Here is a 25,849-nt window from a genome sequence, read left to right on the forward strand (position 1 = left end):
GCGAACTCAGCGGAGGCCGTCGATGTCGAGCTGCGCTTGCGGTCGGCGATGTCGCCGGCGGAGCTCGAGGTCCAGCGCAGGGGCTACGCTACCACTCTACACTGACGACCGGTGATCCAGGCAATCGAGCAGGGTGCCGTACCACCCCGCGCGTCTGGATCAACGACAATGAGGGCTGCGGAACAAGCCTGGTCAGCGCCACCTTCTTGCGGCTTCTCAACCCGGTGGAGGGAAGCCGATGCGATGGGCACCAACTGCGGCTTTGGGATTGCCGAGCGCTTGCCGATCGGCAATCTGTGTCCGCCCACTCATGACATCCAGCATGCTTCCATCAGCAGCATGAATCAGTTGCAGGTGACCGATTCCAAAAATGCGTTGGACGGGACCGATATGCTCAGGAACATGGGAGTATGGACAAGGGTGGCGGTCATCTTCATTGCATTTTGAATATTTTACGGATTCGCCGATGGGCCCAACAACGGCGGCTGCGTAGGGCGATATGATCGTATGGCGATCACCCTGAAAGCTGGACAAGAGATCGCGAGCGCGGGCCCGGGTGCCGGCGGGGAGCCGCTTTCGTCGTGGCTTGGACGGCGGCAACGCCTCCGAAAACCTTTGGAGAATGCGTGGCGCGGGTGGACGAAAGCGTGCGCTCCGCCTAGAGGACACTCGCAACTCCCCTAAGTCCGCGAGATCACTATGAGGCAGCCGCAGCGACCCTTTGTCGTCGAGATCAAACAGAAGCGTGGGCTGGTGAAGCGGCCACAGTCGATCTGGGGCGGCATCGACCTGGCAGCCATCGCGAACGAAGTCGCGGAAGCGAAGACGGAAAGTGCGATCGCCAAAGCGACGCCGCAGCCGACTTTTTCCGAAGATCTTCGTTCTCAGCCCGTGCCAACCACGAGCGAAGCGGTATCCGACGCCAAGGACGTGATCATGCCCGACGGATCGTCTCCTAAGCCGCCGACGGTTGAGGAAGCGCTGGTTCCTGAGGCACCGACCGCACTGACACTGACGGGAGGCAGACGAACCCGCAAGTTAAAGCGGTGGCAGAAAGATGTTCCTTTGCCGCGAGGTCAGCGATGGAAGCGGCGCCTGCCTTGGGTGCTCCGCCAGATCCGGGCCTAGCGGTAGATAGATCGCTCCAGATTGAAACTGCCCTTGTCACTGTTCATGACAATCGGCAGCTCATCCAGCTAACGAAGAGCCGCCCTGTCAGCCGCTCTCGGATTTGGGTGCGAGGATGAAATCGAAGACTGGCTGAGGCGGTTGGCCCGGCATCGGCTCTCGCAAAACAACCGGGAGAGTTGTGGCCGCTTCGGCTTCGACCGCGAGGGCGGCGGGTTTCATTCCAATTGCGGCCTCAAAGAGCCGGCTCGGCAGAAGCGCCACCTGACGAAAGAGCGCTGCAGCTCTTGCGGCATGGCGCGCGGCAGCGACCCGCTTTCCCTGGCGGATCTTCACCCCGGCCGCCGCCAATAGGATCAATCCCTTGAAGAACAGGGATGCTGGGCGCTTTGTTTCGCAGCATGCCATAGAGGCTCCCAAGCCTCATGAGCTTCCCAGTAATAGCCGTGGTTGAAAAGGTCGATTCCACATCGGAACACGTTTGAGCTGAGTGATTCCTCGACCGTAACAACAGTCCCCGGATCGCTTTGGTAACTGTGACCCAACGGGTCGCGGACCGGATGTGGATGTTTGCCAGGCAGGTATGCGTAGCCCGGGAAATTCTTTTCGGGCAGCAGGCGAGGACGTCACATTGGCCAGCAATCATGAAAGCGCCGTGGTGGCAATTCCAGATGAAGTAATCGCTTGCGCCAGAGTGCCAGCGGTAAAGAAATGTCTTGCGCTGCCCCGACAAAATGCGCTCATGGGACCATTCCTCCATGGGCACGTGCGCCGGGAGGGCACCTCTAACGCGACCGATAGACCGAGGAAGGGCTCAACCCAATGAGCAGGGTGGCGCGCGAAGATGCGAGTCCAGCGTCGTCGGCGACATTTGCGCCGCTCGAGAATGCGACCTTTCGTTCGATCTGGCTTGCCACACAGGTCGCCAGCCTTGGCTGGCTGATTCAAACCGTCGCCATCAGTTGGCTGATGGTGACCATCTCGACCTCGGACGTGATGGTCGCCCTGGTGCAGGCTTCGACCACACTACCCGTATTTGTCCTGTCGATCTTCGCCGGGGCCCTGGCTGACAACTACAGCCGCCGCAATCTCATGTTCGCCGGCTGGTGCGCGATAGCGTTGTCCTCGGCGACGCTGACTGTTCTTGCGGCGCTGGGGATTTTCAATCCTTGGATGGTTCTCGCCTTCAGCTGTTTGGCCGGAGCGGGAGCCGCGTTCACCGATCCCGCCTGGCACGCGTCGGTGGGCGATATCTTGCGAAAACGCGAAGTCCCGGCCGCGGTCACGCTCATCTCGGTTGGATACAATGCCATTCGAAGCGTGGGCCCGGCGCTCGGTGGCATCGTCGTTGCCTCCTTTGGACCGCTGACAGCTTTTGCTGTGGCGACACTGACCTATGTAGCGCTGCTGTGGACCATAGGGCGCCGCAAATGGGATGTTCGCGCTTCACCTCTCCCGCGCGAGCCATTGACCACTGCCATCCATGACGGAGCGCGCTTCACGGCCCTGTCGGCGGAGATCAAGGCGGCAATCGCGCGTGGAGCGCTTTTTGGCCTGACCAGCATCTCCATACTCGCGCTCCTGCCTCTCGTTGCCCGCGATCAGCTAGGCGGAGGACCAATCGTTTATGGTGTCCTGATGGCCGGCTTTGGGACCGGCGCCTTGTGCGTCGGCATTTGCAACAATGTCTTGAGGCGGTCTTTGTCCCAGGAGCGGCTGACAACACTGGCATGCATTGCCTGTGCGGCATGTTGTCTATCTCTTGCTCTTACCTCCTCAGTGGTGGTGGCGGCTATCGCGCTGGCACTCGGTGGCGCGGGCTGGGTCGTCACCTGGACGGGGCTTGACGTGAGCGTCCAATTGGCAAGCCCAAGGTGGGTCGTCGGTCGCACGCTCTCGATCCACTATGCCCTTTCGTCTGGCGGTATCGCGGCCGGCAGTTGGCTGTGGGGCACCGTGGCTGAGAACTATTCGCTCACCACAGCCCTGGAATCTTCCGCTGGTGCGCTAATAATGGTCGCGGCCACCGGGCTCCTGATGCCTATCCGCCAATGGCAGGACTCTGATCAGGATCCTTTTGGCTTCGAAACGCCGCAGCTCGCTCTCGATCTGAAGCCGAGAAGCGGGCCGATCGTTGTCAAGATCGAGTACTCAATACCGGAGGCGAACGTCGAAGCTTTCCTGGACCGGATGCAGGAACGACGGCGCGTGCAAAGCCGCGTCGGTGCTCGCCACTGGAACCTCCAGCGCGATCTTCAGGATCCCTTGCTTTGGACAGAAACCTTTCGTACGCCGACCTGGATGGACTATCTGCGGCTGAATCATCGGCTGACAACGGCGGACAAGAAGTTGGACCAACATCTGCTCGAATTGAACATGGGAGCTCCACCTCTTACCAAGCTATCGATTGAGCGACCGACCGGGGCAACCCGCAAGCGGGCTCAATCGACGCGATTTTTCTTCCGGCTGTGAACGCAGGGTTTGGGCCGGTAGGGCTTGGTGGGCGCGGCGGCATGATCGCTTGTGGTCCGCGAATGGTTGAAAGTAAGCCAAACCGAGGAGAAACAGGTGTTCCGCAACACCTGTGCGGCCGTGGCGCTGGGTTACCCCGGTTACGAGGCGCGCGCTATGACCTGCAGTTGGAAGCGACTATTGCGGCGCGGCGATTAGGATGAGATTCAGCGTCAATCAAGATGAGACTCGGCGGGGGTGGTGTGACGCACTGAGGGCGTAGCCCGAACGGAGTTACACCACCCCCGCGGCGTCACTGCCGGCGTCTGTTGAGCGCGGTTGGCTGAAGTACCTTGGCGATTTTCTGAAGAATGGAGAATCACCTTTGTGCCAGGCCGTCATGTAACCGACCATCAGATGAGGCTCTTTATGAAGTTACGACAGGAACACACGACCGAGGTTGCCGCGGCCAAGGCGTCGATCAGCAGAGCGACGGCCTATCGCATCAAAAAGAATCCGGACCTGCCATCGCAAAAGCAAAAGGCTCGCGGCCGGCGACGGCCTGACCCTCTCGAGCACATCTTCGATGCTGAAGTCGTTCCCCTTTTGAAGGCGGCGCCAGGCATCCGTACAGTCGCCATCTACCAAGAGATGCTGCGGCGGCACCCGGAACTGAGCGAGGGCATTCGCCGGACCCTGGAGCGGCGCATTCGGTCATGGCGCGCCATCCACGGCGAAGAGCAGGAGGTCATCTTCCGTCAGCTTCACGAGCCCGGCCGGCTCGGGCTGTCGGATTTTACCGACATGAGCAGCCTGGGCGTGTCGATCGCTGGCCAGCCGCTCGATCATCTGCTCTACCACTTCCGGCTCGCCTGGTCGGGCTTCGAACACAGCCACGTCATTCTCGGTGGCGAGAGCTTCGTGGCCCTGGCCGAAGGACTGCAGAACGCGCTCTGGTCACTTGGCGGAGCGCCGTTCTATCACCGCAGCGACAGCCTGTCGGCGGCTTTCCGCAATCTCAGTGCCGATGCGCAGGAGGACCTGACACGGCGCTACGAGGAACTCTGCGCCCATTATCGCATGACGCCGACCCGCAACAACAAGGGCATCGCCCACGAGAACGGGTCGATTGAAAGCAGCCATGGTCATCTCAAGAGCGCCATCCGTGACGCCCTTCTGATGCGCGGCAGCAGGGACTTCGACGATCTCGACGCGTACCGCGCCTTCATCGATGAGATCGCCAGCCGGCACAACGCCAATCATGGCAAACGCATTGATGCCGAACGCCCTCATCTGCAGGAACTCCCCGACCGGCGGACCAGCGACTTCGAGGAGGTGGCCGTGACCGTGTCGCGGACGGGTGGCTTCACCTTGCGCAAGGTCTTCTACACCGTTCCCTCCCGCCTGATCGGACATCGGCTTCGCGTCCGGCTGTTCGACGATCGCCTCGAGGTCTTTGTCGGAGGAACACACCTGATGACGCTGCCCAGAAGCCGCGGGCATGCGGATGGAAGGCACGATCAGGTCGTCAATTATCGGCACGTCATCCATTCCCTGCGCAAAAAGCCGATGGCGCTTCTTAATCTCGTCTATCGTGACAAGCTCTTCCCGCGGCAGGAATACCGCAGGGCCTTCGATGTGCTCATTGAGCGGCTGCCGGACAGGCAGGCCTGCAAGGTGATGGTCGAATTGCTGGCGCTGGCCCATGATCGAGGCTGCGAGCGCGAACTTGCCGAGCAGCTCGCCGAGACCCTCGACGCCGGCGACCTGCCCGATATTGCTGTCTTTCGATCGCTATTCGGCCCGGATCCCGCACTGCTGCCGACCGTCTCGGTGCAACTCGCTTCCCTCAACGGCTATGAAGCCCTGATCGGCACGGCCTATGCGGGAGACGTCGCATGAAGGCCGCCCACATCATCGACGAAGCCCGTCTCGGCATCATGCTCAACGAACTCAGATTGCCGACGATCAAGACCCTGTGGCCGCAATTTGCCGAACAGGCTGATCGAGAGGGATGGCCCGCCGCCCGGTTCCTGTCGGCCATTGCCGAGCATGAGTTGGCCGAGCGCGATCGGCGCCGGATCGAACGCCATCTGGCCGAAGCGCATCTGCCGCCCGGAAAGACACTCGACAGCTTCGCCTTCGATGCCGTACCCATGGTCTCCAAGGCGCAGGTCATGGCCATGACCGCCGGCGATAGCTGGCTCGCAAAGGGCGCCAATATCCTGTTGTTTGGCCCGCCCGGCGGCGGAAAGTCGCATCTCGCCGCAGCTATCGGGCTCGCCCTCATCGAGAACGGCTGGCGTGTGCTGTTCACCCGAACAACCGATCTCGTCCAGAAGCTTCAGGTCGCACGGCGTGAGCTGCAACTCGAATCCGCCATCGCCAAGCTCGACAAGTTCGATCTGCTCATCCTCGACGATCTGGCCTACGTCACCAAGGACCAGGCCGAAACGAGCGCGCTCTTCGAACTCATCTGCGCAAGATATGAGCGGCGTTCCATCATGATCACCGCCAATCAGCCCTTTGGAGAATGGAACAGGGTCTTTCCCGACCCCGCCATGACCCTCGCCGCGGTCGACCGACTTGTTCATCACGCAACGATCTTCGAGATGAATGTCGAAAGCTACCGGCGCAGATCCGCCATCGAAGCCAAACGCCAGCGCGGCAGGCCAGCCTCCTACGCGACAATCAAAAACACGCACGAGCTTGTCGCGGAGCGACAATCAGAAAACGGCGAAACTCTTGCCAGCGACAATCAGCATGATAATTTGCCCGTGACCGCGCTCTGAGAGTCTCATCCAGATTGTCGCGCAGGTCTCTTCCAGATCGACGCGCTATAGACTATCCCGGACGCCGAAGAAATGGTTCTTTCCGAGTGCCATCAGCGCAACCGCGGTCTTGCGAAGTGACGCGCCGGCCTAGCCGGCGCAGTTGCGCGGTCACCCGGCGATAGCCTTAGCGGCCCCCTTGTGGCTGTCAAAGATAGCCTTGATCGCCTCCTTCAGCGCCGCATGGCGGTCCGGGCGCGAGGCCGCCTTTTGCCGAACGTGCTGCGCGGCAGCTTCGCCAGTTCGAGTAGTCCCTCAAGCGGATGCAACGGCCTTAACGCCTGGACGGCTTGCGCTTTTTGGGCGCGTGTCCCTGCGTTAAGGCCTCCAGTTTTTTAGGTAGGCGTTCTCCATCCGCAGCTGCTTCAGCTCGGCCAGCAGTTCTTCACGGCTTTTGGCCTCGTCACTGGCTGCAACAGGCACTGCGGGGGCCGGCGGCTTTGACATGGGTTGTCCTCTGGGGCGCGGGCCGAGCGCCTCTATCCCGCCCGCATGATAGCGCTTCTCCCAGTCCGTCAGGCAACCGGCATTGCGGATATTGAACAGCGCCGCCGTCTGGCGATGCGACAGACCGTCCTCCCACATCCGCTCAAGCACTGACAGCTTGAAAGCCGCGTCGTAACGACCGTACTTGCCCAACAGCCCGGCATCGCCATGCACCCTGTCGCATTGCCTCAAGGAAAATGTTACCGCGCGGGTTCGTTGCCTCACCTAAAATATTACCCGTGAAGGCGCATGTCGCCATGGTGCCTTCACCACCAGGGAGGCAACATGAAGACGAAGATGACACATGCCATGCGTGTGGAACTGGCCAATGCGGTCAGGGATCGCTATGCGGCCGCAACGACCAAGGACAAGCGCCGGATCTTGGAGGAGTTCATTGCGGCGACGGGGTATCACGAAAAGTCCGCAATCCGTGTCCTGAACAGCCGCCCGGAGCCAAAGCACCGTCAGATCCGCCAACGCCCGTCGCTCTATGACGAGGCCGCGCGGGCCGCCTTGATCGTGCTGTGGGAAGCTTCTGATCGAGTTTGCGGCAAGCGCCTCAAGGCACTGCTGCCCATTCTATTGCCGGCGCTGGAACGCAATGGGCATTTGAAGCTCGAGGAGGAGATACACCACAAGGTCCTGTCGATGAGCGCCGCGACGATCGACCGCTTGCTCCAGATGCCAAGGCGCACCATGCGTACGAAAAAGCCGCCAAGGGTTATGCCAGAGCCCCGGCGGCGCATCAAAATGCGCACCTTTGCCGACTGGAACGAGCCGCTGCCCGGCAGCATGGAGATGGACCTGGTCGCTCATTGCGGGGAAGTCAACCGCGGTAGCTACGTTCACAGCCTGGTTCTGACCGACATCGCGAGCGGATGGACGGAGGCCGCGCCCATCGTGGTCCGAGAAGGTACCCTCGTGGTCGAGACACTCGATCGGATCCGCACGGGCTTGCCCTTTGCCCTGAGAGCGCTGGATGTGGATAATGGCAGCGAGTTCGTCAACAACAGGCTGATCGAATATTGCCTTGGTCACGGCATCGAACTCACTCGCTCGCGGCCTTACCGTAAGAACGACCAAGCGTGGATAGAGCAGAAAAATGGCGCCGTAGTACGGAAGCTCCTGGGGTATCGGCGCTTCGAGGGCTTGGCGGCGGCCAGAGCGATCACGCGCCTCTACGCGGCATCCCGGCTGTTCGTGAACTTCTTCCAGCCCTCGTTCAAGCTGGCTGCCAAACAGCGTGACGGTGCGAAGGTAGCTAAGCGCTATCATCCACCGCAGACTCCCTGCGAGCGTCTCCTGCAGGCGGAGGCTATCCCGATGACCGCCAAGAACAAGCTGCGCGAGATCGCCGGCGACCTCGATCCGCTGAAGCTGCTGGAGGAGATGCGAGCTGTCCAGGCTTATCTGGCGGCGCTGGCTGACGGCGAAACACCGCCACCGGCGACATCGGAACCGCCCAACCTGGCCGCGTTCGTAGCCAGCCTATCGAGCGCCTGGCATGCGGGCGAGATACGTCCGACCTTCTCCATTGAGGCCAAACCGCGTTACCTGCGAAGTCTACAAAAGGTCTCGACACAAACCCTTATTGCGAGTCCCTCGCCGACGCTCAAACCGGTGATCCCACCCACTCCTCCCGTGACAGCCGCGAAGATGCAGGAGAAGCCGAAGCTGGTCTACGCCGAGCCTGGCCAAGCCCGCGTCCAGGCGCTCCGCATGGTGTGGCCGATCGTTTGTCGCCGATTGGAGGAATTCCCCAACATCAACGCCACGCAGCTCTTCGAGGAGCTGTGCGTCCAGTTTCCAGGTCGATTTACCCGCAAGCAGTACAAAACACTCGTTCGACGGGTCAATCTCTGGCGCCAAGCGGCTCGCGCCCGCGGTGTTGTCGTTGGGCCAAAGACTTATCGTCGGCTCAACGACAAACCGCGCGGCCGACGTCCCGACATCTTTAAGGACCATTGGGAAGAGATGGCACGATGCCTTGAAGAGCGTCCGGATCAGACCGCACTTGAACTTCTCGTCGAGTTCCAGGTCCGTTATCCCGGACGATACAGCTTGCACCAGCTTCACACGTTGCAGAAGCGAGTAAGGGCGTGGCGACAACAAGCCGTGCAGCGGCTCATCGGCGAGGTCAGCAGCCTAGCGCCGTATGTCGCTTCAGATTCCGCACGTCTGGCGAGCGGGTAACATTCTTGGTGAGGCAGCTGGTAACAAAATTAGGTGAGGCAACACGACACACCTGGTATAAGGCAACCCACTTGCGAACAGTCGCCGCGTCAACTCCATGGTCCGACGCCGCACTCGCGTAGCTTTCATCTCCGCTCAGATACTTATCGACAACTGATCGCTTGAAACTCGCACTGTGTCTGGACATGCAAAACCCCGAAGGTTGTGTCCAACTTTCGGGGGGCAGTTCATTGACGGGGCTTCTTTGTTCAGCGACTGTGCTCAACCTTCAGGAAGTCGGAACAGCTGACGAGCAACCTCCCTTCTCCAAAGCAAGCGAGTTCGAGCGGGCTCGGCATGCTTGGCGTCTTCCTGACACCGGGTGCGAAAAACGAGGCACTTGCAAGCCTCGCGGCAGCTTTCCCGGCTAAGGCTGTCGCCGAGGCCTTGGCTGAGGATGTGGATCCGAACGGTCTCCTACCCGCCTCGCTGGCCTATTGGAGCTACGAGGGCTCGCTGACGACGCCGCCATGCTCGGAGATCGTCGACTGGATGGTGGCACGCGAGCCGCTGCAGGTTGGCGCCGCCGACATCGACAAGTCACCGCGCTTTACCCAATGAATGCGCGGCCGGTCCTGGCGCCGAACCGCCGTTTCATCCTGACGAGCTGACAGACGTTAGGGGTTGGAGGACAAATCAGCGGCCTTATGTAATGCTTGGGAATCTGTTTTCGGCGAAATTCGTCTTGTAGGACCAATTTTCGTGTGGTAAGATCATTCTTCACGGTTTGGGCGGCTTGAAACCAAAATTCGAGCGAAGGGTCCGATTTTCATGGCTGCAGCGCAGCAGCACCAATTTTTAGGACCTGTTATTGTTTTTCAGGAAATACGCCTTCCGGAGACCGCGACCCCGGCCGGATACAGCGCCCTGATAGGAGCCTACGGGCTCGCCGTTCCCTTGCCTCGCACGTTGTCCGCGATTGGCGAGCATCATCGAATTACTGAACGGGACGGCTGGAGGATCATGACGCCCCGCCATGCCCCACATCCAACCGTAGAAGGCCACCTTACCTTCGCGCTCAAGTACGAGGGGCTCGACCTTGCCGTCCTCAAGCGGCTGTTCCAGGTCACCGGTCCCGTACCGATCGAGGCGTTGGTCCGTGAACGCCCAACCGGCAGTTATGCCCGCCGCATCTGGTTTCTATATGAATGGCTGACGGGCGCGCGTCTCGATCTGCCCGACGCGGATGCCGGACGCTACGTTCCGGTTGTCGATCCCGAGTTGCAATGGTCCGGACCCGTGAAGACCGCTTCGCGCTACCGCATAAGGGACAATCTCCCAGGCACGCCTGAGTTCTGCCCTCTGGTGTTCCGCACCAAGGCTCTTGAAAAATTCATTGGCCTTGAACTGCCGAGGCGTGCGGAGGCAATCGTAGCGGACGTGCCGCGCGACCTCCTTGCTCGGACCGCCGCCTTTCTTGTGCTCAAAGACTCGCGATCAAGCTACGCGATCGAGGGCGAGCGCCCGCCGCAAGACCGAATCCAACGCTGGGGTCGCGCCATCGGCGAAGCCGGCCGCCAACCGATCGATCGCGATGAGCTGCTGCGTCTGCAAAGAATTGTACTCGGCGATGCCCGTTTCGTGAGACTTGGCTTCCGAAAGGAAGGAGGCTTCGTCGGCCAGCATGACCGAGATAATCGCATGCCTCTGCCCGATCACATCAGCGCTCGGCCTGAGGACCTGCCGCGGCTCATCGATGGGATGGTGGCCTTCGATCAAGGCCCCGCGCAAAACCTTGATGCAGTTGTCGCCGCCGCAATCCTCGCCTTCGGCTTTGTCTACATCCACCCGTTCGAGGACGGAAACGGCCGCATTCACCGCTACCTAATCCACCATGTCCTTGCCATGTACGGCTTCAATCCGCCGGGACTGGTGTTTCCCGTCTCGGCCGCGATCCTGGACCGGATCGACGAGTACAGGCGCGTGCTCGAGAGTTATTCGCAGCGCCTTCTGCCATTGGTCGAATGGGAACCGACGCCGCAATTCAACGTCCGGGTGCTGAATGACACGGGGGATTTCTATCGATTCTTCGATGCAACCCCACACGCTGAATTCCTCTATGCCTGCGTTCAGCGGACGATCGAACGAGACCTTCCCGAGGAATCCGCTTTTCTGCAGCGCTACGATCGATTCCGGCAACAGGTGGATGCCTTTATCGACATGCCCGAACGTCTGACCGATCTGCTCTTCCGTTTCCTTCACCAGAATGGTGGTCATCTGTCGAACCGCACCCGCGAAAACGAATTCGCCGCACTGACCAATGACGAGGCAGGGCGGATCGAGGCGATCTACGCGCGAACCTTTGGTATCGATTGAAGGCGTGATCATCATAACGATCGATCTTTAGTCCGGCGGTTTGGCATCCCCTTCCCTCTCTTGGTCCGAGGCGTGATTTGTGGCCGACACATGCACGAGCTTTCCGTCCCAGTTTTTTCCGCCGGCCCAAATGCGCTTCACAAAATATAGCACCGTCCCGTTCAATCTGAGGCATTCATCCGGGCGGCAAAGGCGGTGGGATACGGCTGGCTTTCGCGGCGCAGTGACCCGTTGAACCTGATCCAGTTCATACTGCTGCTAGAGACGGCACAAACGCTTTGCGGGAGTTACGCCCGAAGTCCTGTTTGGGCAGGGTCGACCAAAGCGTCTTTTCATCCTTCCGGCATCGATCTGAGTCTCCAATGTTGATGGCTTTTCAAAAGCGCGGCTAAACGACGACAAGAGTTTGGTGCTTGTGGACGGAACAAAAAGGCGGCCTTCGCAGGCCGCCGAGTGTCGAGGATGTGTGCTTCAGAGCGCCGGAGGAGCGGCTGGTGCGTTTTTCGCGCTGTGCCTGCTCTTGTCGTCGTTTGTCAGCGGTTTTCGACCGTCTTCGACACTCCAATGCATGAGCAAAGGAGCTTAATGAATGCCATCATCCCTACCGTGTCCACGGGACCGCTGCCGGCCTCGCGGAAAGTCCACAGACCCGGCTTGATCCACCAGCAGATCAGGGTGCCGGTGCGCAAAATTTCTGTCTATCCGACGGCCGGCGAGCCGCCCGTCACCGACTCGATCCGTCCAGTCCATCATTGGGTGCCACGGCCAGTCTATGATCTTGATTTTTCAGCATTTTTTCTTTAACATCAAATCGTTAGAACCTGCCGAGTGCACACGAATTTACGCCAGAATACGACCCTTTTCGCCACGTTTCGATCTCTCGGTGCACACGGAGCGCACACGAAAAAATGGCCACCTACACAAAGCTCTCGTCCGGTTCCTGGCGTGTCCAAGTCCGTCGCAAAAGGTCGCTACGTCAGCGAGACCTTCCTGCGCCGAGACGACGCACGGCGCTGGGCAACAGAAACCGAGCGCCAAGTCGATCGCGGTGAGACGCCGACCAAGTTCCGTATAGCGCGCCTGAAAACTTTCGGCGAACTCATCGACCTTCATATCGACGACATGTGCGATGTAGGCAAGTCCCCTCGCCGCTCCAAGGCAGCAGCCCTCGAATTGCTGCAAAGACATCTAGGGAAGTGCAACATCGCGGCTCTCGATCGCGAACGGCTCATTCGTTTTGGGCGTGACCGGGCAGCCCAAGGTGCCGGACCGATGACGCTCGGCATCGACATCGGCTTTATAAAACTCATTCTGGCTCATGCCACTGCGGTGCACGGCCTGCCCGTCAAGGTCGAACCAGTTGATCTCGCGCGTATTGCCCTAAAGAGGCTTGGCCTCGTTGGTAAAGGCAATCAGCGCGACAGGAGGCCGACCCAAGATGAACTCGACAGGCTTATCGCCCACTTCGATGCAAATCCTCGTCAAATGGCGCCGGTTGGTCAGATAATACGTTTTGCCGTCGCAACCGCGATGCGCCAGGAAGAAATCTGCAAGGCGCGATGGTCCGACATGGACGCCCGCACGCGGATGCTTCTAATTCGTGACCGGAAAGACCCGCGAAACAAAAACGGGAACAATCAACGCATACCCTTGTTCGCGGCAACTGGGTACGACGCATGGGCCATTGTCGAGGAACGACTGACCAAGCGAAGCAATGACGATGATCGAATTTTCCCATTCAATCATAGGTCAGTCGGAACCGCCTTCCGTCTAGGGTGCGTTGACCTGGGCATCAACGACCTTCATTTCCATGATTTGCGGCACGAAGGCACGAGCCGCCTATTCGAAGCTGGGTTCACAATCGAACAGGTAGCGCTGGTTACAGGGCACAAGGATTGGAAGATGCTGCGACGCTACACACATCTAAAGCCCGAGATGCTTCATACTATCCACGCTGCGAAGGCTGCGTAGTTGAGTTGCGAGGGCGGCAGCATTAGCTGAGCCACCCCGAGAGCAATGTTCGCGTAGCCGCTTTTGTAATTGATGTGCAAGGATTTGTGTAAGGCAATCCGATCTTTTCGACCTTATTTTGGCGCTCCCCTGCGCCGTGCATACCGAGACAAAGTCCCGGGGAATGAGGGCATCGTCCAAGACTCGCGACTTGAGAATGCTGGATCAAAGCTGCCTGTCAAAGCCCCCGCTGATTCAGTTATGTTTTTAGCATATTGCTATTAGCTATATGCTACGATACCGCTATCCATAGCGAGTGACCCGGAGCTCTACGAATGACGGCTGACGAAGCACTAAAGAAAATCAAAGTTGCAATCGAGACATCGCCGCGGAACGGCTATATCGCCGAGCTTCATGTCCAGGTGATCAAGTACGCCAATGTCCTGGAGGGTGTTACCGGTAAGGAATTCTGCGCGGCCGTGGGGCTGACGCCGGCCTTCGGGACTGAATTTGCGAAGATGCGCAAGATTGCCGGCAGGCTGATCGACGCTGGCCTTGATGTGGACAGGATATGACGACCGTCGCATCAAACTACCTTTACTCCACCCTGCGGGAGCGCATCGTCGAGCATGTGTTCGTAGGCGACGCTCTCCGCGAGCTGTGGAGGCTCGGTGTATATGACGTTGAGGTACTCCGATCGGAGTTCGACGCCCACGGCTACGACTTGGTCATGGCCCGAGGAAAGATCGTTCGGCACATCCAGTTCAAGACTGGAACGCAGAAGAGGCCCGGCACCGTGTCCCTCTCCCGTGCCTTGGCTGAGAAACCCAGCGGCTGCGCCATTTGGATCCGACTGGAATCCGACCTCGCCATGGGACCGTTTTTCTGGTTTGGCGCTGCGCCAGGAGAACCGCTCGCTGCGCTTGATCATTATCCCAACTCCCGGCGCCCAACGCCCAACAAAACCGGTGTACGGCCGATCCGCAAGAACCATCACGAGGTGCCAAGTGCCGCCTTCGTGCCCCGTAGCACCTTACGTGAAATTCTCACCGACCTTTTCGGGGACCTAGCGCCAACGCTGGTTCTGGAGGAATTGGAATGATCCCTGCCCTTCGGCCCGACGTGAGACACTGTCATGTACAACTACGTCTTCTTTAAAATGTGGGGACCCCACCGGCAGTCCCTGATCAAGGGGCATCAGTTTTACATCGAACAGGCCCGCAAGCGCCTGTTGTCACAGTTCGCGAACATGGAAGCCGAAGCCGAAAAGGCCTCGGAGGAGCGGCTGGAGCAAAGCAGTGACCGGTTTGACCCCGACCGGCACGATCCCAGTGATTTCTACGAGGCCGCCAACGACGCCGGCATTGAGTTCTACCAGCTCCTGAGCGACATGCGCGACCAAACCCGGCTGAGTGTGATCGCGGGAATGTTTCACGAATGGGAGAAACAGCTGCGGGACTGGCTGGTGCGCGAAATCCAGCACTGGCATCAAGGAGACACGGCAATTGCAAAAGTCTGGTCAGCGGACTTCGGCAAGATTGCCGACCTCTTAGAGAGTTTGGGCTGGAGGATCCGGAGCACCGACTATTTCACGACGCTCGACGCGTGCAGGCTGGTGGTCAACGTCTACAAGCATGGCGACGGACCAGCTCTGAAGGACCTGAAGCTGAAGCACCCTGAATATCTCGAAGATCGGCTTAGTGGTTCGGGCTTGCCATGGACTTTCGACCTGGTGGACTACACGAATCTCAAGGTAAGCGATGACCAGTTTCAGGCGTTCTCGGACGCGATTGTCGCGTTCTGGCGGAATGTTCCCGACAGCGTCGCCGGATCCGAAATAGCAAAGCCCCCTGAGTGGTTCAAAAAAGCCATTCAAAGCGATAACGCCGCCGGGTCTCAATAGGGCGACGAAAAAGGCAGGCAGGCCGCCAGGGCGACTGTCAGGCCGCCGCCCTAGCGTCTCGGCCTTCCAAGGCCAGCAGGTAGTCGCTGGCTTCCGACGCCTTGCTGGCAGCTGCGATGAATGCCCTGCGGTCACCTTTAAGAATCTTGATCCAGCTGGCCACGTACTTGGCGTGGTCAGCGCGAGGTTCCGCCTCGATACCCAGCTTCGCGCAGAGGAATGCGGCTCCGAGTTCGGCAACCAATTCTTCGGCCGCGTAGGCGGCATCACCGAAGCGCTTGCCGAATTCGCGTTGCAGACGTGGCGCCGTCCAATGGGTGAGTTCGTGGAGGGCGACACCGTAATAGGCCTCGGTGGCGCTGCTGGTGGACGTGCCAGTGAACAGATGCTGGGGTGGCAACACGATTTCGTCAGTGCTTGGCCGGTAGAAGGCTTGTGCGCCCTCGTGGGTGATTTTGGCACGGCTTGCGGCGATCAAGGTATCGACTCGCGCTATCGAGGACACCTTGTTGTCTTCCGGCGTGCGGGCTTTTTCGGGCTGATAACCATCTACCTGCCCGACGTTGAACACCCAGCTCAGACGGGCACAGGGAATGCGGTGGCCGTCCTCGTCAGTGCCGGCATCGTCGGCATCCTTGCGCTCGAGCATCTTGAACCAGATGACCGGGGTGCCTTTCTCGCCCTTGCGGACGCTTGCGCCCTTCTCGGACCACTGCTTGAACGTCGCCCAGGTATTCTCCGGGTAGCCGGCCTCTTTGGCGGCGACCCACAGCATGACCACGTTGATGCCGCGATATTCGTGGCCGGATACAGCGTTGACCGGCATGGTCAGCGACGGGCCGACCCAGGGGCGCTCGCAAGGCCCGCAGTTTTCGAGGGCACCGAGAATGGTGTCGGTGATGATCTGATAGGTGTCGCGCTTCGTTGGCATGGTTGGCTCCTTTCTGGTCCGCCGTTGCGGCGGGAGCCTCCAGGCGGCGGAGGGCCATAGCGTCGCATGCACCCGCAGGGCCGGAACGAAGTGAAGGAGGGCTTGCCCTTGCCTGCGGCGCGGCCTGTAGCAGCCTGCTCCCCATTGCCGCACGGTTCAGAAGGGCCGGAATCCCATGCGCGCGTCACCGGATCATGCCGAGACGCGCCTGCCCCGATGCGGGATTGCGCTGCTGGGGATGGATGATCCATCGACCTGGCATATAGGCGGCCTGCTAACCCGCGGTTCTGCGATATGATTGCTGTGGTCCGCCACGGGTGCCTCAGAAACGGGCACTCCTGGTTGTAATCGGGCTCATCTGCCGCAGCGTGAGCCACAAGAACATATCAAGAACTCTATTGGGGTTGACCCCGTGTTGATCCGGGGCGTTTTCCATACTAATGTAATCGAATGCGTTACACTCAAAGTCAGATTCGCGAGCTGCTTTCCATTTCGGTGGATGCGTTTCGTACGTGGCGGGATGCCATTCCCGCGCTGGCGATGCACAAGGGACATGCTCCGAGTTTCACGCCTGGGGACGTTGTTGCGATGGCAATCGTCGCGGAACTCGTCAAGGACTTTGGTGTCCGTGTTAGCACGGTCGGCGGCCGTTTTGATCAACTGTTCATGGAGTGCCGGGGTAGGTCTTGGCTGTCCCTTGAACACTGCGTTGCTCTGATCGAAGTCGACAATCTCCGCCTTGTGGACGTGAACGCGCCTCATCGCCCATCACTGGACGCCTCCACTCTTCGCGTTCCTTGCGCGCCGATCATATCGCGCCTGCGCTCGGCGCTCACGGCAACCGAAACCGATGATGTGCAAGGCTATCTACAGTTTCCCCCGACTTCTGTAACCAAGCAGCCTGAGCAGCGCGGAAAACGAGCATGACCACGGTCCAGGCATCCGCGTTGGCGCCGGAGTGGAAAGTCCGCTTGGGACTTACTCATCGGCATTCGCCCGAACTTTACGAGTCAGCTGACGCCGTTAGCGACGTGCCGCATGCGCCAGCTATCCGCGCCGCACTCAATGAAATGGGCGTTTCAGCGATTTTCTGTGTTCAAGGAGTTCCCACCGTCGCCATTCTCGAAGCCGATGTTTACGATCGTGCCAAAATTATCGATCTCCACGGCGCGCTTTGGAACCAGGGCTTGGCGAGCCTGCTGCTGGTCATCGCCGAGGATACGCTCAGAGCGTTTTCGCTCGCGCGCACTCCGTTTAGCGATCCTGGCGACGCATTCGAGACCCGCTGCCTCATTGATAGCCTCAGCCTGACGACCGAAGCCCTAAGGTTTCAGAATCTCATCTATGGCGCGGAATCCGGACGCCTTTGGAAGGACTACGGCGATTATTTCCCGCCAAAAGAACGTATCGACCAAGTTCTTCTCGATAATCTGAATGCGTCCCACGAACTCTTGCAATCTGCCGAACTTGCCCCTGATGCGGCGCAAGCCTTGCTCATACAGGCAATGTTTATCGCCTATCTTGAAGATCGAGAGATCGTAACGCCTGCCTATTTTGCGGCCGTTACCGAGATGAGCGCTGAGAGTTTCTCGGCGCTGCTGGAAACCGGCGACGTCGATCTCTTTCGATCGCTCTTTCGAACTCTCCATAAAGATTTCAATGGTGACCTGTTCGTTGCGCCCTGCTCTTTCGAGCCGAAAGGCGAGGCGCCTGAAGTCACGGCCACCCATCTTACCATCCTGGCCCGCTTTCGATCGGGGCGTGAAGAGATGGCGCATTCAGGCCAGCAACGGTTCTGGGGTTATGACTTCCGCTATATCCCGATCGAGCTTGTCAGCGCCGTCTATGATCGCTTTCTGGGGGAACGAGAGGCCGAACGCCGTGCAAACGGCGCCTATTACACGCCCATGTTCCTCGCCGATACCGTCGTTTCCCAAGCCTGGGAGATGTTACCGGACGCGGCACGGACGGCTGGAAACTTCCTTGACCCCGCCTGCGGTTCGGGCGTTTTTCTCGTCCGGTCGTTCCAGCGGCTCTGCGAGCATTGGCGAGCGAAGCACAAAACGCAGACGATTTCCTGGAAGACACTTTTATCGCTGCTGAGCCAAATTAATGGCTGGGATCTAAATGGCGGGGCCGTTCGCGTCGCGGTGTTCTCGCTCTATGTCGCCCTCCTCGAAGAGGTCTCACCACGCGACATCCGAAAACTCATCACCCGGGGAAAACTCCTCCCCGAACTCTGGGGCAAGACCCTCGTCTGCCGAGACTTTTTTGAGGTGTCGCCAGACGGCGCCCGGTACGACGTTATCATCGGCAATCCGCCATGGACTAGCCGCCGCGGCTCGGCGCGCTCGTCCGTCCAGTGGAGCAAGAAGACCGGCCATCCTATGCCCGGAGGCGAAGACGCCTGGGCATTCAGTTGGAAAGCTCTCTCACATCTCGCTGACGGCGGACTGATCGCGTTCCTGTTGCCGGCGATGGGATTTTTGCACAACCACGCCCAAAACACCGTTGACGCACGTGACGCGTTCTTCCGGAAATCTCGGGTCCGCCGCATTATCAACTTCGCGGACCTTCGATTTCAGCTTTTCGAGAAAGCCCATCGTCCCGCCGCTCTGATTATCTACGGCAGCGCGAAAGCGGACAGTTTCCCATATCGGTTCGACTATTGGGCGCCGAAAGCCGATCTTAATCTCCGTATCAAGCGTGTCATCACGCTGAGCAGCGCCGACAAGACCGTACTAGGGGTCGGCACGGTTCTGGATAACCCGCTTATCTTCAAGCAGCGGCTTTGGATGCGGGACCCAGACGCCAAGCTCTTTGGTTACCTTGCCAGGCTCCCCAAGCTGGAGGCCTTCGTTAGCGATTTCGGTAGCCTGAGCCGTCGCCGTGAAGAGCCCGGCGATCGATGGGTGATCGGGCAAGGCTATCAGCCTTTCAATGAGGACAGCGAAAGCAACGCGCCTCCGCTCGCCAGCGAATACGTCGGTCGATTGCCGGACCTACCGATTACAGCCTACTCACGTTTGGCTCAGGCTGCGGAAGGCTTGCAACCGGCCGCTTCACCGACGGTTCGTCGTCGCGGATTCGAGGCCGGGTTCGACGGTGCGCGCATTCTTATCCCGCGTGGGGTGGAGACATCGCAAAATCGCCTGCGGGCCGCCTATTGCGACGAGCCCCTGACCTTCCAGCATATCTTCCAGGCGATAGTTGTGCCGGATGGCCAAAGCGACCGTGCGAAGGTCCTCACCGCCATACTCAATAGCCGAATCGCGGTTTGGTACGCCTTTCATGGCACCGCGTCGTTCGGTTCGGATCGACCGGAGGTCCAGCAGGCCGACCTGCTGCGATTGCCGTTTCCGTCGCCTGCCGATGTTCCCGATCAAGACGCAGCTGCGCAAGCAGCTCGTAAGCTGATTGCAATTGTTGACGCCGCACGCGGCCGGTCGAACGAGACGTTTTCGATGCAGGGCGAAGAGAGCGAGATCCTTCGAACCATCGATCGGCTGGCGTACCAATATTTTTGCCTGTCGCCCGATGAAATCGCGCTGATCGACGATACCGTCGAAGCGATCCTGCCCGCGCTTCAGCCCCATGAAGGCCACTTCCCGAAACTGTGGGGTGCACCGAACGAACCGCAACGGGCACAATACGCGCGCACGTTGGCGGCCAGCCTGACGGACTGGTTCAAAGACAAGAAAATTGATGCTCGCCTCGTCGCGCGCGGAGCGGACCTAGCGATACTTCGCCTGCACTTGGGCGGCCATGAAGACTATGCCGAGGATGCCGGCGGCGAGCTAAGCGACGTTCTTGAGCAACTCGCTGCTCACATCAACAGGCCCCTCGATGGCAATTTCCAGTTGATGCCGGACCTCCGGGTTTTCGTCGGTGACCACCTTTACCTAATTAAGCCGATGCAGATGCGCTTTTGGCTACGCTCCACCGCGCTCGCCGATGCGGATGGAATAGCGCTCGATCTCCAGCAAGCCGCAGCCGTACCGCAACGGCGGAGCGCTGATTGATGCTAATCGGTGATATGCAGGAGTGGGTCGACAGCTTCGTTTCGTTTGATGATCGCTTTCTAGAGAGGATCGCAGCGGCGTGGCCGGCTTGCATGGCCGTTCTCCCCGAACAGCCTGGGGAAGATGAGATCACCATCAACCTCGTCGATCATCTCACCAAGGACGTCGTCGTGCGTCGGCTGTGCCATTGGGTCGAGTATCAGTTCGAGCCATTCGGCCTCGCTACGGACGGGTCGAAATACAGCAAGGGCATCATCGACATCGCCGTACTCTTCGACTGGGAACGAGAGCGATATCTGGCTTATGAGTGTAAGCGGCTCAACGTGATCAACGGCGGAAACCGCAGCTCCTTGGCCACCATGTACGTCACCCAAGGCATGATGCGTTTTCTCACGGAACAGTATGCGGAGCATCTGCCTATCGGCTGCATGCTGGGCTATGTGCTGGACGGGGATGTGCCCTTTGCCAAGGCGCGGCTCGCCAGCGTCATAGGAAGCCATCCTCCTCTTGCGCTCATAGATGGGCCAACGCCACTTGCCGCAATCGAAACCATCGAACGATTCCGAACACGGCACACCCGTCGAGCTGGATTGGAAATTGAGCTTCGACACGCGCTATTTTCTAACCCATCAGTGTCTGCGCCAATTGGCTGACGAACCGAGCCGAATCGACCGCTACTGAGTTCGACACAGATGGCGCCTCGATAGTCCAGGACCAGACGTGGAGAGCGGTTTTGGGATCGCAATGGCCAACGTCAGACCGTCGATCCCGTTCTCCAATACCCCGTCCCAAGGAAGGAAGCCGCTCTCAAGAAACCAGCATCGATCTATCAACTGAGCCGCCCGTGGCACCGTTTGTACTTTTCGCCTGATCCACATGGGCATCGCTCGTTACGACCGACCTTCCGCTCTGCTACGGGACCCCGCACAGTTGGAATGCGCCCGTTGCCCTTCAATATGCAGGTGACTGCCGTTCCCAACATCGAACGCGCCGCCTTCGGCCTTGCAGGGTAGCGCTACGTGGCGACGATTTATTGCATCGACACATCGGCCATGATCGCTGCCTGGTACGAACGTTACAAGCCCAAGTGCTTCCCGAAACTGTGGGACGAGTTTGACAAGCTGATCGGTCCCCGGAGCTGCATGACTGGCTGAAAGAGCGCGCGGACATGTTTGTCGCGCCCGACCAGGCGATCCAGCAGCGCGTCCAGCATGTGCTGAACACCTACAAAGGCCTGGTCGCCGCCGGCAAAGAGAAGTCTGCCGCCGACAGCTTGGGCTTGCGGCCGAACTTAACCCCCATGGCCTTGGCGCGAGCGCGTCCATTCGACGTGTTCTCGAGGATCCTGCGCCGTTGCCATTTGGCGGCCCATCCGACAAGGAAAAGTACCAGATCTGACATCTCCGACGTGGTGTCGATAAAGGGCTCGTCCAGCAGGCGCAGCCCGGCGCCGGCCGACCCTCACCCTGCGCGTGGCGAGCGGATGAAGCCGCGAGATCGTGCTGTTGCTGACATTGTAGCGGTGGGCGACCTCACCCCTTGCCTCCCCACGTAAAGGGTCCCGGTGCTTCCGCACCGATTCCAAAATTATTTGCTCTTCGCCCGCCCCCTCTTCCGCCTTGACTAGTACCAGCCTACGGCCTATCTCAGCGCCACGTTAGCACTCGCCACTGTCGAGTGCTAACGCCGCTCCGGCAACGGACAACCGTTCAACCTCCGCGCACCAGGGACATCCAAAATGGCAAACTCGAATTTCCGACCGCTTCATGACCGGGTGGTCGTTCGTCGGGTCGAATCCGAATCCGAGACCGCCGGCGGGATCATCATCCCCGACACGGCGAAGGAAAAGCCGCAGGAAGGCAAGATCGTCGCCGTCGGCTCCGGCGCCCGCGACGAAGCCGGCAAGCTCGCGCCCCTGGACGTCAAGGCTGGCGACCGCATCCTGTTCGGCAAGTGGTCGGGCACCGAAGTCAAGCTCAATGGCGAAGACCTTCTGATCATGAAGGAATCCGACATCATGGGCATCATCGGCTGAATATCGGCCTCACCGTCAACTGAATCTTGAATCTGCGGGTTCGATCCCGAACCCCTGACAGGAGCTTACAATGGCTGCAAAACACGTAAAATTCTCCCGTGATGCCCGCGAGCGCATGCTGCGCGGCGTCAACATCCTCGCCGACGCGGTGAAGGTCACGCTCGGCCCCAAGGGCCGCAACGTCGTCATCGACAAGTCGTTCGGCGCCCCGCGCATCACCAAGGACGGCGTCACCGTCGCCAAGGAAATCGAGCTTGAGGACAAGTTCGAGAACATGGGCGCGCAGATGGTCCGCGAAGTTGCTTCCAAGACCAACGACATCGCCGGCGACGGCACCACGACCGCGACCGTTCTGGCGCAGTCGATCGTCCAGGAAGGCCACAAGGCGGTTGCCGCCGGCATGAACCCGATGGACCTGAAGCGCGGCATCGATCTGGCCGTCACCGAAGTCGTCGAGGCTCTCGGCAAGGCTGCCAAGAAGATCAAGACCTCGGAAGAGGTTGCCCAGGTCGGCACAATCGCCGGCAATGGCGACGAGTCGGTCGGCAAGATGATCGCGGAAGCGATGCAGAAGGTCGGCAACGAAGGCGTCATCACGGTTGAGGAAGCCAAGACCGCCGAGACCGAACTCGAAGTCGTCGAAGGCATGCAGTTCGACCGCGGGTACCTGTCGCCCTACTTCGTCACCAACGCCGACAAGATGGTTGCGGATCTGGAAGACGCTTACATTCTCCTGCACGAGAAGAAGCTCTCCAACCTCCAGGCCATGCTGCCGATCCTCGAGGCTGTCGTGCAGACCTCGAAGCCGCTGGTCATCATCTCGGAAGACGTCGAAGGCGAGGCCCTCGCCACGCTCGTCGTCAACAAGCTGCGTGGCGGCCTGAAGATCGCCGCCGTCAAGGCGCCGGGCTTCGGCGATCGCCGCAAGGCCATGCTGGAAGACATCGCCATCCTCACCGGTGGCCAGGTCATCTCGGAAGACCTCGGCATCAAGCTCGAGAATGTCGGCCTCAACATGCTCGGCCGCGCCAAGAAGGTGTCGATCTCCAAGGAGAACACCACCATCGTCGACGGCGCCGGCAAGAAGGCCGAGATCCAGGGCCGCGTCGCCCAGATCAAGCAGCAGATCGAAGAGACCACCTCGGACTACGACAAGGAGAAGCTGCAGGAACGTCTCGCCAAGTTGGCGGGCGGCGTTGCGGTGATCCGCGTCGGCGGCGCGACGGAAGTCGAAGTCAAGGAAAAGAAGGACCGCGTCGATGACGCCCTCAACGCGACCCGCGCGGCCGTGGAAGAAGGCATCGTTGCAGGCGGCGGCGTTGCACTGCTGCGCGCCTCGGCCAACATCAAGGCCACCGGCGCCAATGCCGACCAGGCCGCTGGCATCAACATCGTGCGTCGCGCTCTGCAGGCTCCGGCCCGCCAGATCGCGGCCAACGCCGGTGCGGAAGCATCGATCGTTGCCGGCAAGATCCTCGAGAACAAGGGCGCGACGTTCGGCTACAACGCCCAGACCGGCGAATATGGCGACATGATCGCCATGGGTATCGTCGATCCGGTCAAGGTCGTGCGCACGGCTCTCCAGGACGCGGCCTCGGTGGCCGGCCTGCTCGTCACCACCGAAGCCATGATCGCGGAGGCTCCGAAGAAGGAGTCGGCTGGCGGCGGCATGCCTGGCGGCATGGGCGGCGGCGGCATGGGCGGCATGGGTGGTATGGGCGGTATGGGCGGTATGGATTTTTAAGGCCCACGCATCTCAACAATCTCGAAAGGGCGGCAGCAATGCCGCCCTTTTCTTAGGCGCAAATCCGGTCTGGAAAAGTTCGGCGCTCGCGAAATTTTGGATCGACGGCCGCTATCGGCGTTAGCCGGTGTCAAAGGAGTTTCGGAGGAGAAATCCGAAGAGACGATTACGGCAATCGCTGACCCCTATTCGCGCAGGACCGGGCGCAGCCTGCTCGCGCAAATTCATGTCAGTTTCATAAATCCGTTGCGGCGATCTCGTAGATGAGGGAGGCGGCTTTGCTTTGCGGCCGCCCCTGGAAAAGGATGGAACAATGTCCAAGATCACCGGCAAGACTGAAACGATCGAAAACGTCGAATTCCCTACCTTCGACCCATCCAAGGGTGCTGAGCAAGTCCGCGCTGTCGCGGATCAGAGCGTTGAGCAGTCGAAAGAAGTATTTTCCAAATTGAGCTCGGACGCCGAAACGGCTCAAAAGGCTTTCGAGTCGACATTTGAAATGGCCAAAACCACCAGCAACGAGATGCTTCTGAAAACGATTGCGGCTCTGCAAGCCAATGCCGAAGCCGGCTTCACGCACCTCGAAGCGCTGGTTGCCGTGAAGACGCCGTCCGAGTTCTTCGAACTGCAGACCGCCTTCCTGCGCAAACAGATCGAGAAGTCCGCCGAGCAGGCCAAGGGCGTCCAGGCATTGATGTTGAGAGCTAGCGAGGACGTGTCAAAGCCGATCAAGGATGCCTTTGAAAAGGCTTTGAAGGTACGCAAGGCCGCTTGATTGCTTCAAGCAATCCGGGACAGACGGTCAATACCTCGTCGAACGTCTCATTGGCTCATTGGGCAAGACCGGCACCTCGCGCGGGTCTTTTCCCATCTGATCGGATATCTTTTTCCTTTGTCTGCCCGACTGGGTCGGTTTGACACGGTGGCCACTGACCGAGACCACAGCGTCAATGTTTTGTGTAAGCGGCGACCGTGTTCTTGCCGCGCGGGTGCGGCGGTCTCGCGACCACTGAGAAGCGCGCCGGCAGCTTCGACCCACAATTTCGGCCGCAGGCTCAGGCCTTACGGAGACGCACCAACGGGAACAAACAGCTTGTCGCCATTGTGGTCGACTTCTACCAGCTCTGGCTTTTGGCTCATGCGCTCCCCGATCCCGCGATGAAAGATGATGGCGTTCATATAGGCGAAGGGTCATCGCGAGCGCGGCGGTTCGCAACGGGTAGTCGACAAGAGAATGCACGAGCAAGAACACAACAGAAAGAAACGCCGCCTTCTGAAAGGAGTCCTAGCGAATTCTAGCAAACGCAATCAAGAGAAGGCATAGGTACAAAGCCACTAAGATGGCTGCGACCACTCCACCTTCGAAAGTAATTTCGAGATACTCGTTGTGGGCATGGTTTACATATGCGCGGAATATCATCCCTTCTTTTTCGTATATTTGGTAGGCCTTCTGAAAATTTCCAAATCCGACTCCGGTAACCCAATTCTCTTTTATTCCATCCATGGTACGGGGCAAACTCCGCGCGTCCGAACGCAGGATCTATCTCCCTTGCATCGATGGTCGTCCATGCCCCTATCGTGTAGACGGGAGAGCCCAACGAACAGGACGAATGCGCTAAAGCCAGGCCCCGGCCCCGGCCCAGGCAGGCTGCGCGCGTGCCAGCGTGTCGAGCGCGCCCAGGGCGGCGCCGGCCCGGAAGGCGGCGTCGCCGTCGCTCGGTGCGCCGGCGCTTGCGATCGCCCACGCCGCAGAAGAGCTGGCGGTCGCGGGATCGAGGCGAATCATGATTTTGGAGGGTAAAGCGCTCGTGCGCTTTGTG

Annotated in this window: 26 protein-coding genes and 1 pseudogene; 20 read left to right on the forward strand and 7 right to left on the reverse strand. The window is 59.7% G+C overall.

Translation table 11 applies throughout. From position 1 onward, the window contains the following. Positions 1-243: 243 nt before the first annotated feature. Both AC56QP_RS11520 and AC56QP_RS11525 read left to right on the forward strand, forming a co-directional pair. Positions 244-447: a hypothetical protein gene (locus AC56QP_RS11520; RefSeq protein ID WP_111548097.1), complete on the forward strand. Its 204-nt coding sequence runs from the start codon at positions 244-246 to the stop codon at positions 445-447. 252 nt (positions 448-699) lie between these two features. Further along, the gene (locus AC56QP_RS11525; protein WP_489859617.1) at positions 700-1,128 is read left to right on the forward strand and encodes a hypothetical protein; all 429 of its coding nucleotides are present in this window, start codon (positions 700-702) and stop codon (positions 1,126-1,128) included. Between the two features lie 87 nt (positions 1,129-1,215). Here the strand turns inward: AC56QP_RS11525 and AC56QP_RS11530 are convergent, their stop codons facing one another. Both AC56QP_RS11530 and AC56QP_RS11535 read right to left on the reverse strand, forming a co-directional pair. Continuing rightward, positions 1,216-1,536, reverse strand: a complete 321-nt coding sequence (locus tag AC56QP_RS11530; RefSeq protein WP_489863707.1) for a DUF309 domain-containing protein — start codon at positions 1,534-1,536, stop codon at positions 1,216-1,218. Beyond that, the gene (locus AC56QP_RS11535) at positions 1,485-1,607 is read right to left on the reverse strand and encodes a DUF309 domain-containing protein (RefSeq protein ID WP_489863622.1); all 123 of its coding nucleotides are present in this window, start codon (positions 1,605-1,607) and stop codon (positions 1,485-1,487) included. The genes AC56QP_RS11530 and AC56QP_RS11535 overlap by 52 nt, the downstream gene beginning before the upstream one ends. Before the next feature lie 343 nt (positions 1,608-1,950). On the opposite strand from AC56QP_RS11535, the gene AC56QP_RS11540 reads away from it, so the two are divergent. From AC56QP_RS11540 to istB, 3 genes are all read left to right on the forward strand, one after another. Beyond that, on the forward strand, positions 1,951-3,600 hold the full coding sequence (locus AC56QP_RS11540; protein ID WP_489859616.1) for an MFS transporter: 1,650 nt from the start codon (positions 1,951-1,953) through the stop codon (positions 3,598-3,600). A gap of 366 nt (positions 3,601-3,966) precedes the next feature. Next, positions 3,967-5,481 (forward strand): IS21 family transposase, encoded by a 1,515-nt coding sequence (gene istA, locus AC56QP_RS11545; RefSeq protein WP_489859523.1) that lies wholly within the window; start codon positions 3,967-3,969, stop codon positions 5,479-5,481. Next, positions 5,478-6,371 (forward strand): IS21-like element helper ATPase IstB, encoded by an 894-nt coding sequence (istB, locus tag AC56QP_RS11550; protein ID WP_352722235.1) that lies wholly within the window; start codon positions 5,478-5,480, stop codon positions 6,369-6,371. The genes istA and istB overlap by 4 nt, the downstream gene beginning before the upstream one ends. A 357-nt stretch (positions 6,372-6,728) precedes the next feature. Here istB and AC56QP_RS11555 read toward each other — a convergent pair whose 3' ends face one another. After that, positions 6,729-7,070 carry a helix-turn-helix domain-containing protein gene (locus AC56QP_RS11555; RefSeq protein WP_489859615.1) on the reverse strand — a complete coding sequence of 114 codons (342 nt, stop codon included), beginning with the start codon at positions 7,068-7,070 and terminating at the stop codon, positions 6,729-6,731. Positions 7,071-7,181: 111 nt separating this feature from the next. Between AC56QP_RS11555 and AC56QP_RS11560 the strand changes: the two genes are divergently transcribed. Beyond that, positions 7,182-9,089 (forward strand): DDE-type integrase/transposase/recombinase, encoded by a 1,908-nt coding sequence (locus tag AC56QP_RS11560; protein WP_489859614.1) that lies wholly within the window; start codon positions 7,182-7,184, stop codon positions 9,087-9,089. Here AC56QP_RS11560 and AC56QP_RS11565 read toward each other — a convergent pair. Continuing rightward, positions 9,034-9,276: a transposase gene (locus AC56QP_RS11565; RefSeq protein WP_489859613.1), complete on the reverse strand. Its 243-nt coding sequence runs from the start codon at positions 9,274-9,276 to the stop codon at positions 9,034-9,036. The genes AC56QP_RS11560 and AC56QP_RS11565 overlap by 56 nt on opposite strands. Before the next feature lie 122 nt (positions 9,277-9,398). On the opposite strand from AC56QP_RS11565, the pseudogene AC56QP_RS11570 reads away from it, so the two are divergent. The 6 genes and pseudogenes from AC56QP_RS11570 to AC56QP_RS11595 form a co-directional block, all read left to right on the forward strand. After that, a pseudogene (locus AC56QP_RS11570) lies at positions 9,399-9,739 on the forward strand (carbonic anhydrase family protein); the annotation flags it as partial. A 160-nt stretch (positions 9,740-9,899) separates the two neighbouring features. Next, entirely contained in the window at positions 9,900-11,444 is a 1,545-nt protein-coding gene (locus AC56QP_RS11575; protein WP_489859612.1) for a Fic family protein, read from the forward strand. A gap of 945 nt (positions 11,445-12,389) precedes the next feature. Then, positions 12,390-13,415: a site-specific integrase gene (locus AC56QP_RS11580; protein ID WP_489859611.1), complete on the forward strand. Its 1,026-nt coding sequence runs from the start codon at positions 12,390-12,392 to the stop codon at positions 13,413-13,415. Positions 13,416-13,729: 314 nt separating this feature from the next. Beyond that, the gene (locus AC56QP_RS11585) at positions 13,730-13,969 is read left to right on the forward strand and encodes an HTH-like domain-containing protein (protein WP_183458950.1); all 240 of its coding nucleotides are present in this window, start codon (positions 13,730-13,732) and stop codon (positions 13,967-13,969) included. Further along, positions 13,966-14,496 (forward strand): hypothetical protein, encoded by a 531-nt coding sequence (locus AC56QP_RS11590; RefSeq protein WP_489859610.1) that lies wholly within the window; start codon positions 13,966-13,968, stop codon positions 14,494-14,496. The genes AC56QP_RS11585 and AC56QP_RS11590 overlap by 4 nt, the downstream gene beginning before the upstream one ends. A gap of 33 nt (positions 14,497-14,529) precedes the next feature. Continuing rightward, positions 14,530-15,297 (forward strand): hypothetical protein, encoded by a 768-nt coding sequence (locus AC56QP_RS11595; RefSeq protein ID WP_489859609.1) that lies wholly within the window; start codon positions 14,530-14,532, stop codon positions 15,295-15,297. A gap of 37 nt (positions 15,298-15,334) precedes the next feature. Here AC56QP_RS11595 and AC56QP_RS11600 read toward each other — a convergent pair whose 3' ends face one another. Beyond that, complete coding sequence (locus tag AC56QP_RS11600) at positions 15,335-16,228, reverse strand: ArdC family protein (RefSeq protein ID WP_489859608.1); 894 nt, start codon at positions 16,226-16,228, stop codon at positions 15,335-15,337. A gap of 450 nt (positions 16,229-16,678) precedes the next feature. Here AC56QP_RS11600 and AC56QP_RS11605 point away from each other — a divergent pair, with 450 nt between their 5' ends. The 3 genes from AC56QP_RS11605 to AC56QP_RS11615 are packed head-to-tail and all read left to right on the forward strand — an operon-like array spanning position 16,679 to position 20,903. Next, a complete protein-coding gene (locus AC56QP_RS11605; RefSeq protein ID WP_489859607.1) occupies positions 16,679-17,155 on the forward strand; it encodes a hypothetical protein in 477 nt (158 codons plus the stop codon). Then, a complete protein-coding gene (locus AC56QP_RS11610; protein ID WP_489859606.1) occupies positions 17,152-20,250 on the forward strand; it encodes an HsdM family class I SAM-dependent methyltransferase in 3,099 nt (1,032 codons plus the stop codon). Before AC56QP_RS11605 ends, AC56QP_RS11610 begins: the two co-directional genes overlap by 4 nt. Beyond that, a complete protein-coding gene (locus AC56QP_RS11615; RefSeq protein ID WP_489859605.1) occupies positions 20,247-20,903 on the forward strand; it encodes a hypothetical protein in 657 nt (218 codons plus the stop codon). Before AC56QP_RS11610 ends, AC56QP_RS11615 begins: the two co-directional genes overlap by 4 nt. Positions 20,904-21,079: 176 nt before the next feature. Here the strand turns inward: AC56QP_RS11615 and AC56QP_RS11620 are convergent, their stop codons facing one another. Next, positions 21,080-21,232 carry an SEC-C metal-binding domain-containing protein gene (locus tag AC56QP_RS11620; protein ID WP_489859604.1) on the reverse strand — a complete coding sequence of 51 codons (153 nt, stop codon included), beginning with the start codon at positions 21,230-21,232 and terminating at the stop codon, positions 21,080-21,082. Positions 21,233-21,302: 70 nt separating this feature from the next. Here AC56QP_RS11620 and AC56QP_RS11625 point away from each other — a divergent pair, with 70 nt between their 5' ends. The 5 genes from AC56QP_RS11625 (at position 21,303) to AC56QP_RS11645 (ending at position 24,804) form a co-directional block, all read left to right on the forward strand. After that, positions 21,303-21,404 (forward strand): hypothetical protein, encoded by a 102-nt coding sequence (locus tag AC56QP_RS11625; protein ID WP_489863621.1) that lies wholly within the window; start codon positions 21,303-21,305, stop codon positions 21,402-21,404. 14 nt (positions 21,405-21,418) lie between these two features. After that, positions 21,419-21,805, forward strand: a complete 387-nt coding sequence (locus tag AC56QP_RS11630) for a hypothetical protein (RefSeq protein ID WP_489859603.1) — start codon at positions 21,419-21,421, stop codon at positions 21,803-21,805. 183 nt (positions 21,806-21,988) lie between these two features. Beyond that, positions 21,989-22,285: a co-chaperone GroES gene (gene groES, locus AC56QP_RS11635; protein ID WP_489859602.1), complete on the forward strand. Its 297-nt coding sequence runs from the start codon at positions 21,989-21,991 to the stop codon at positions 22,283-22,285. A 70-nt stretch (positions 22,286-22,355) separates the two neighbouring features. Then, positions 22,356-24,029 carry a chaperonin GroEL gene (gene groL / locus AC56QP_RS11640; RefSeq protein ID WP_489859601.1) on the forward strand — a complete coding sequence of 558 codons (1,674 nt, stop codon included), beginning with the start codon at positions 22,356-22,358 and terminating at the stop codon, positions 24,027-24,029. 313 nt (positions 24,030-24,342) lie between these two features. Beyond that, positions 24,343-24,804 carry a phasin gene (locus AC56QP_RS11645; RefSeq protein ID WP_489859600.1) on the forward strand — a complete coding sequence of 154 codons (462 nt, stop codon included), beginning with the start codon at positions 24,343-24,345 and terminating at the stop codon, positions 24,802-24,804. A gap of 510 nt (positions 24,805-25,314) precedes the next feature. On the opposite strand, the gene AC56QP_RS11650 is transcribed toward AC56QP_RS11645, so the two are convergent. Then, positions 25,315-25,533, reverse strand: a complete 219-nt coding sequence (locus AC56QP_RS11650; protein WP_489859599.1) for an O-antigen ligase family protein — start codon at positions 25,531-25,533, stop codon at positions 25,315-25,317. Positions 25,534-25,849 lie beyond the last annotated feature (316 nt).

The sequence above is a fragment of the Mesorhizobium sp. RCAM 05104 genome, assembly GCF_059683645.1.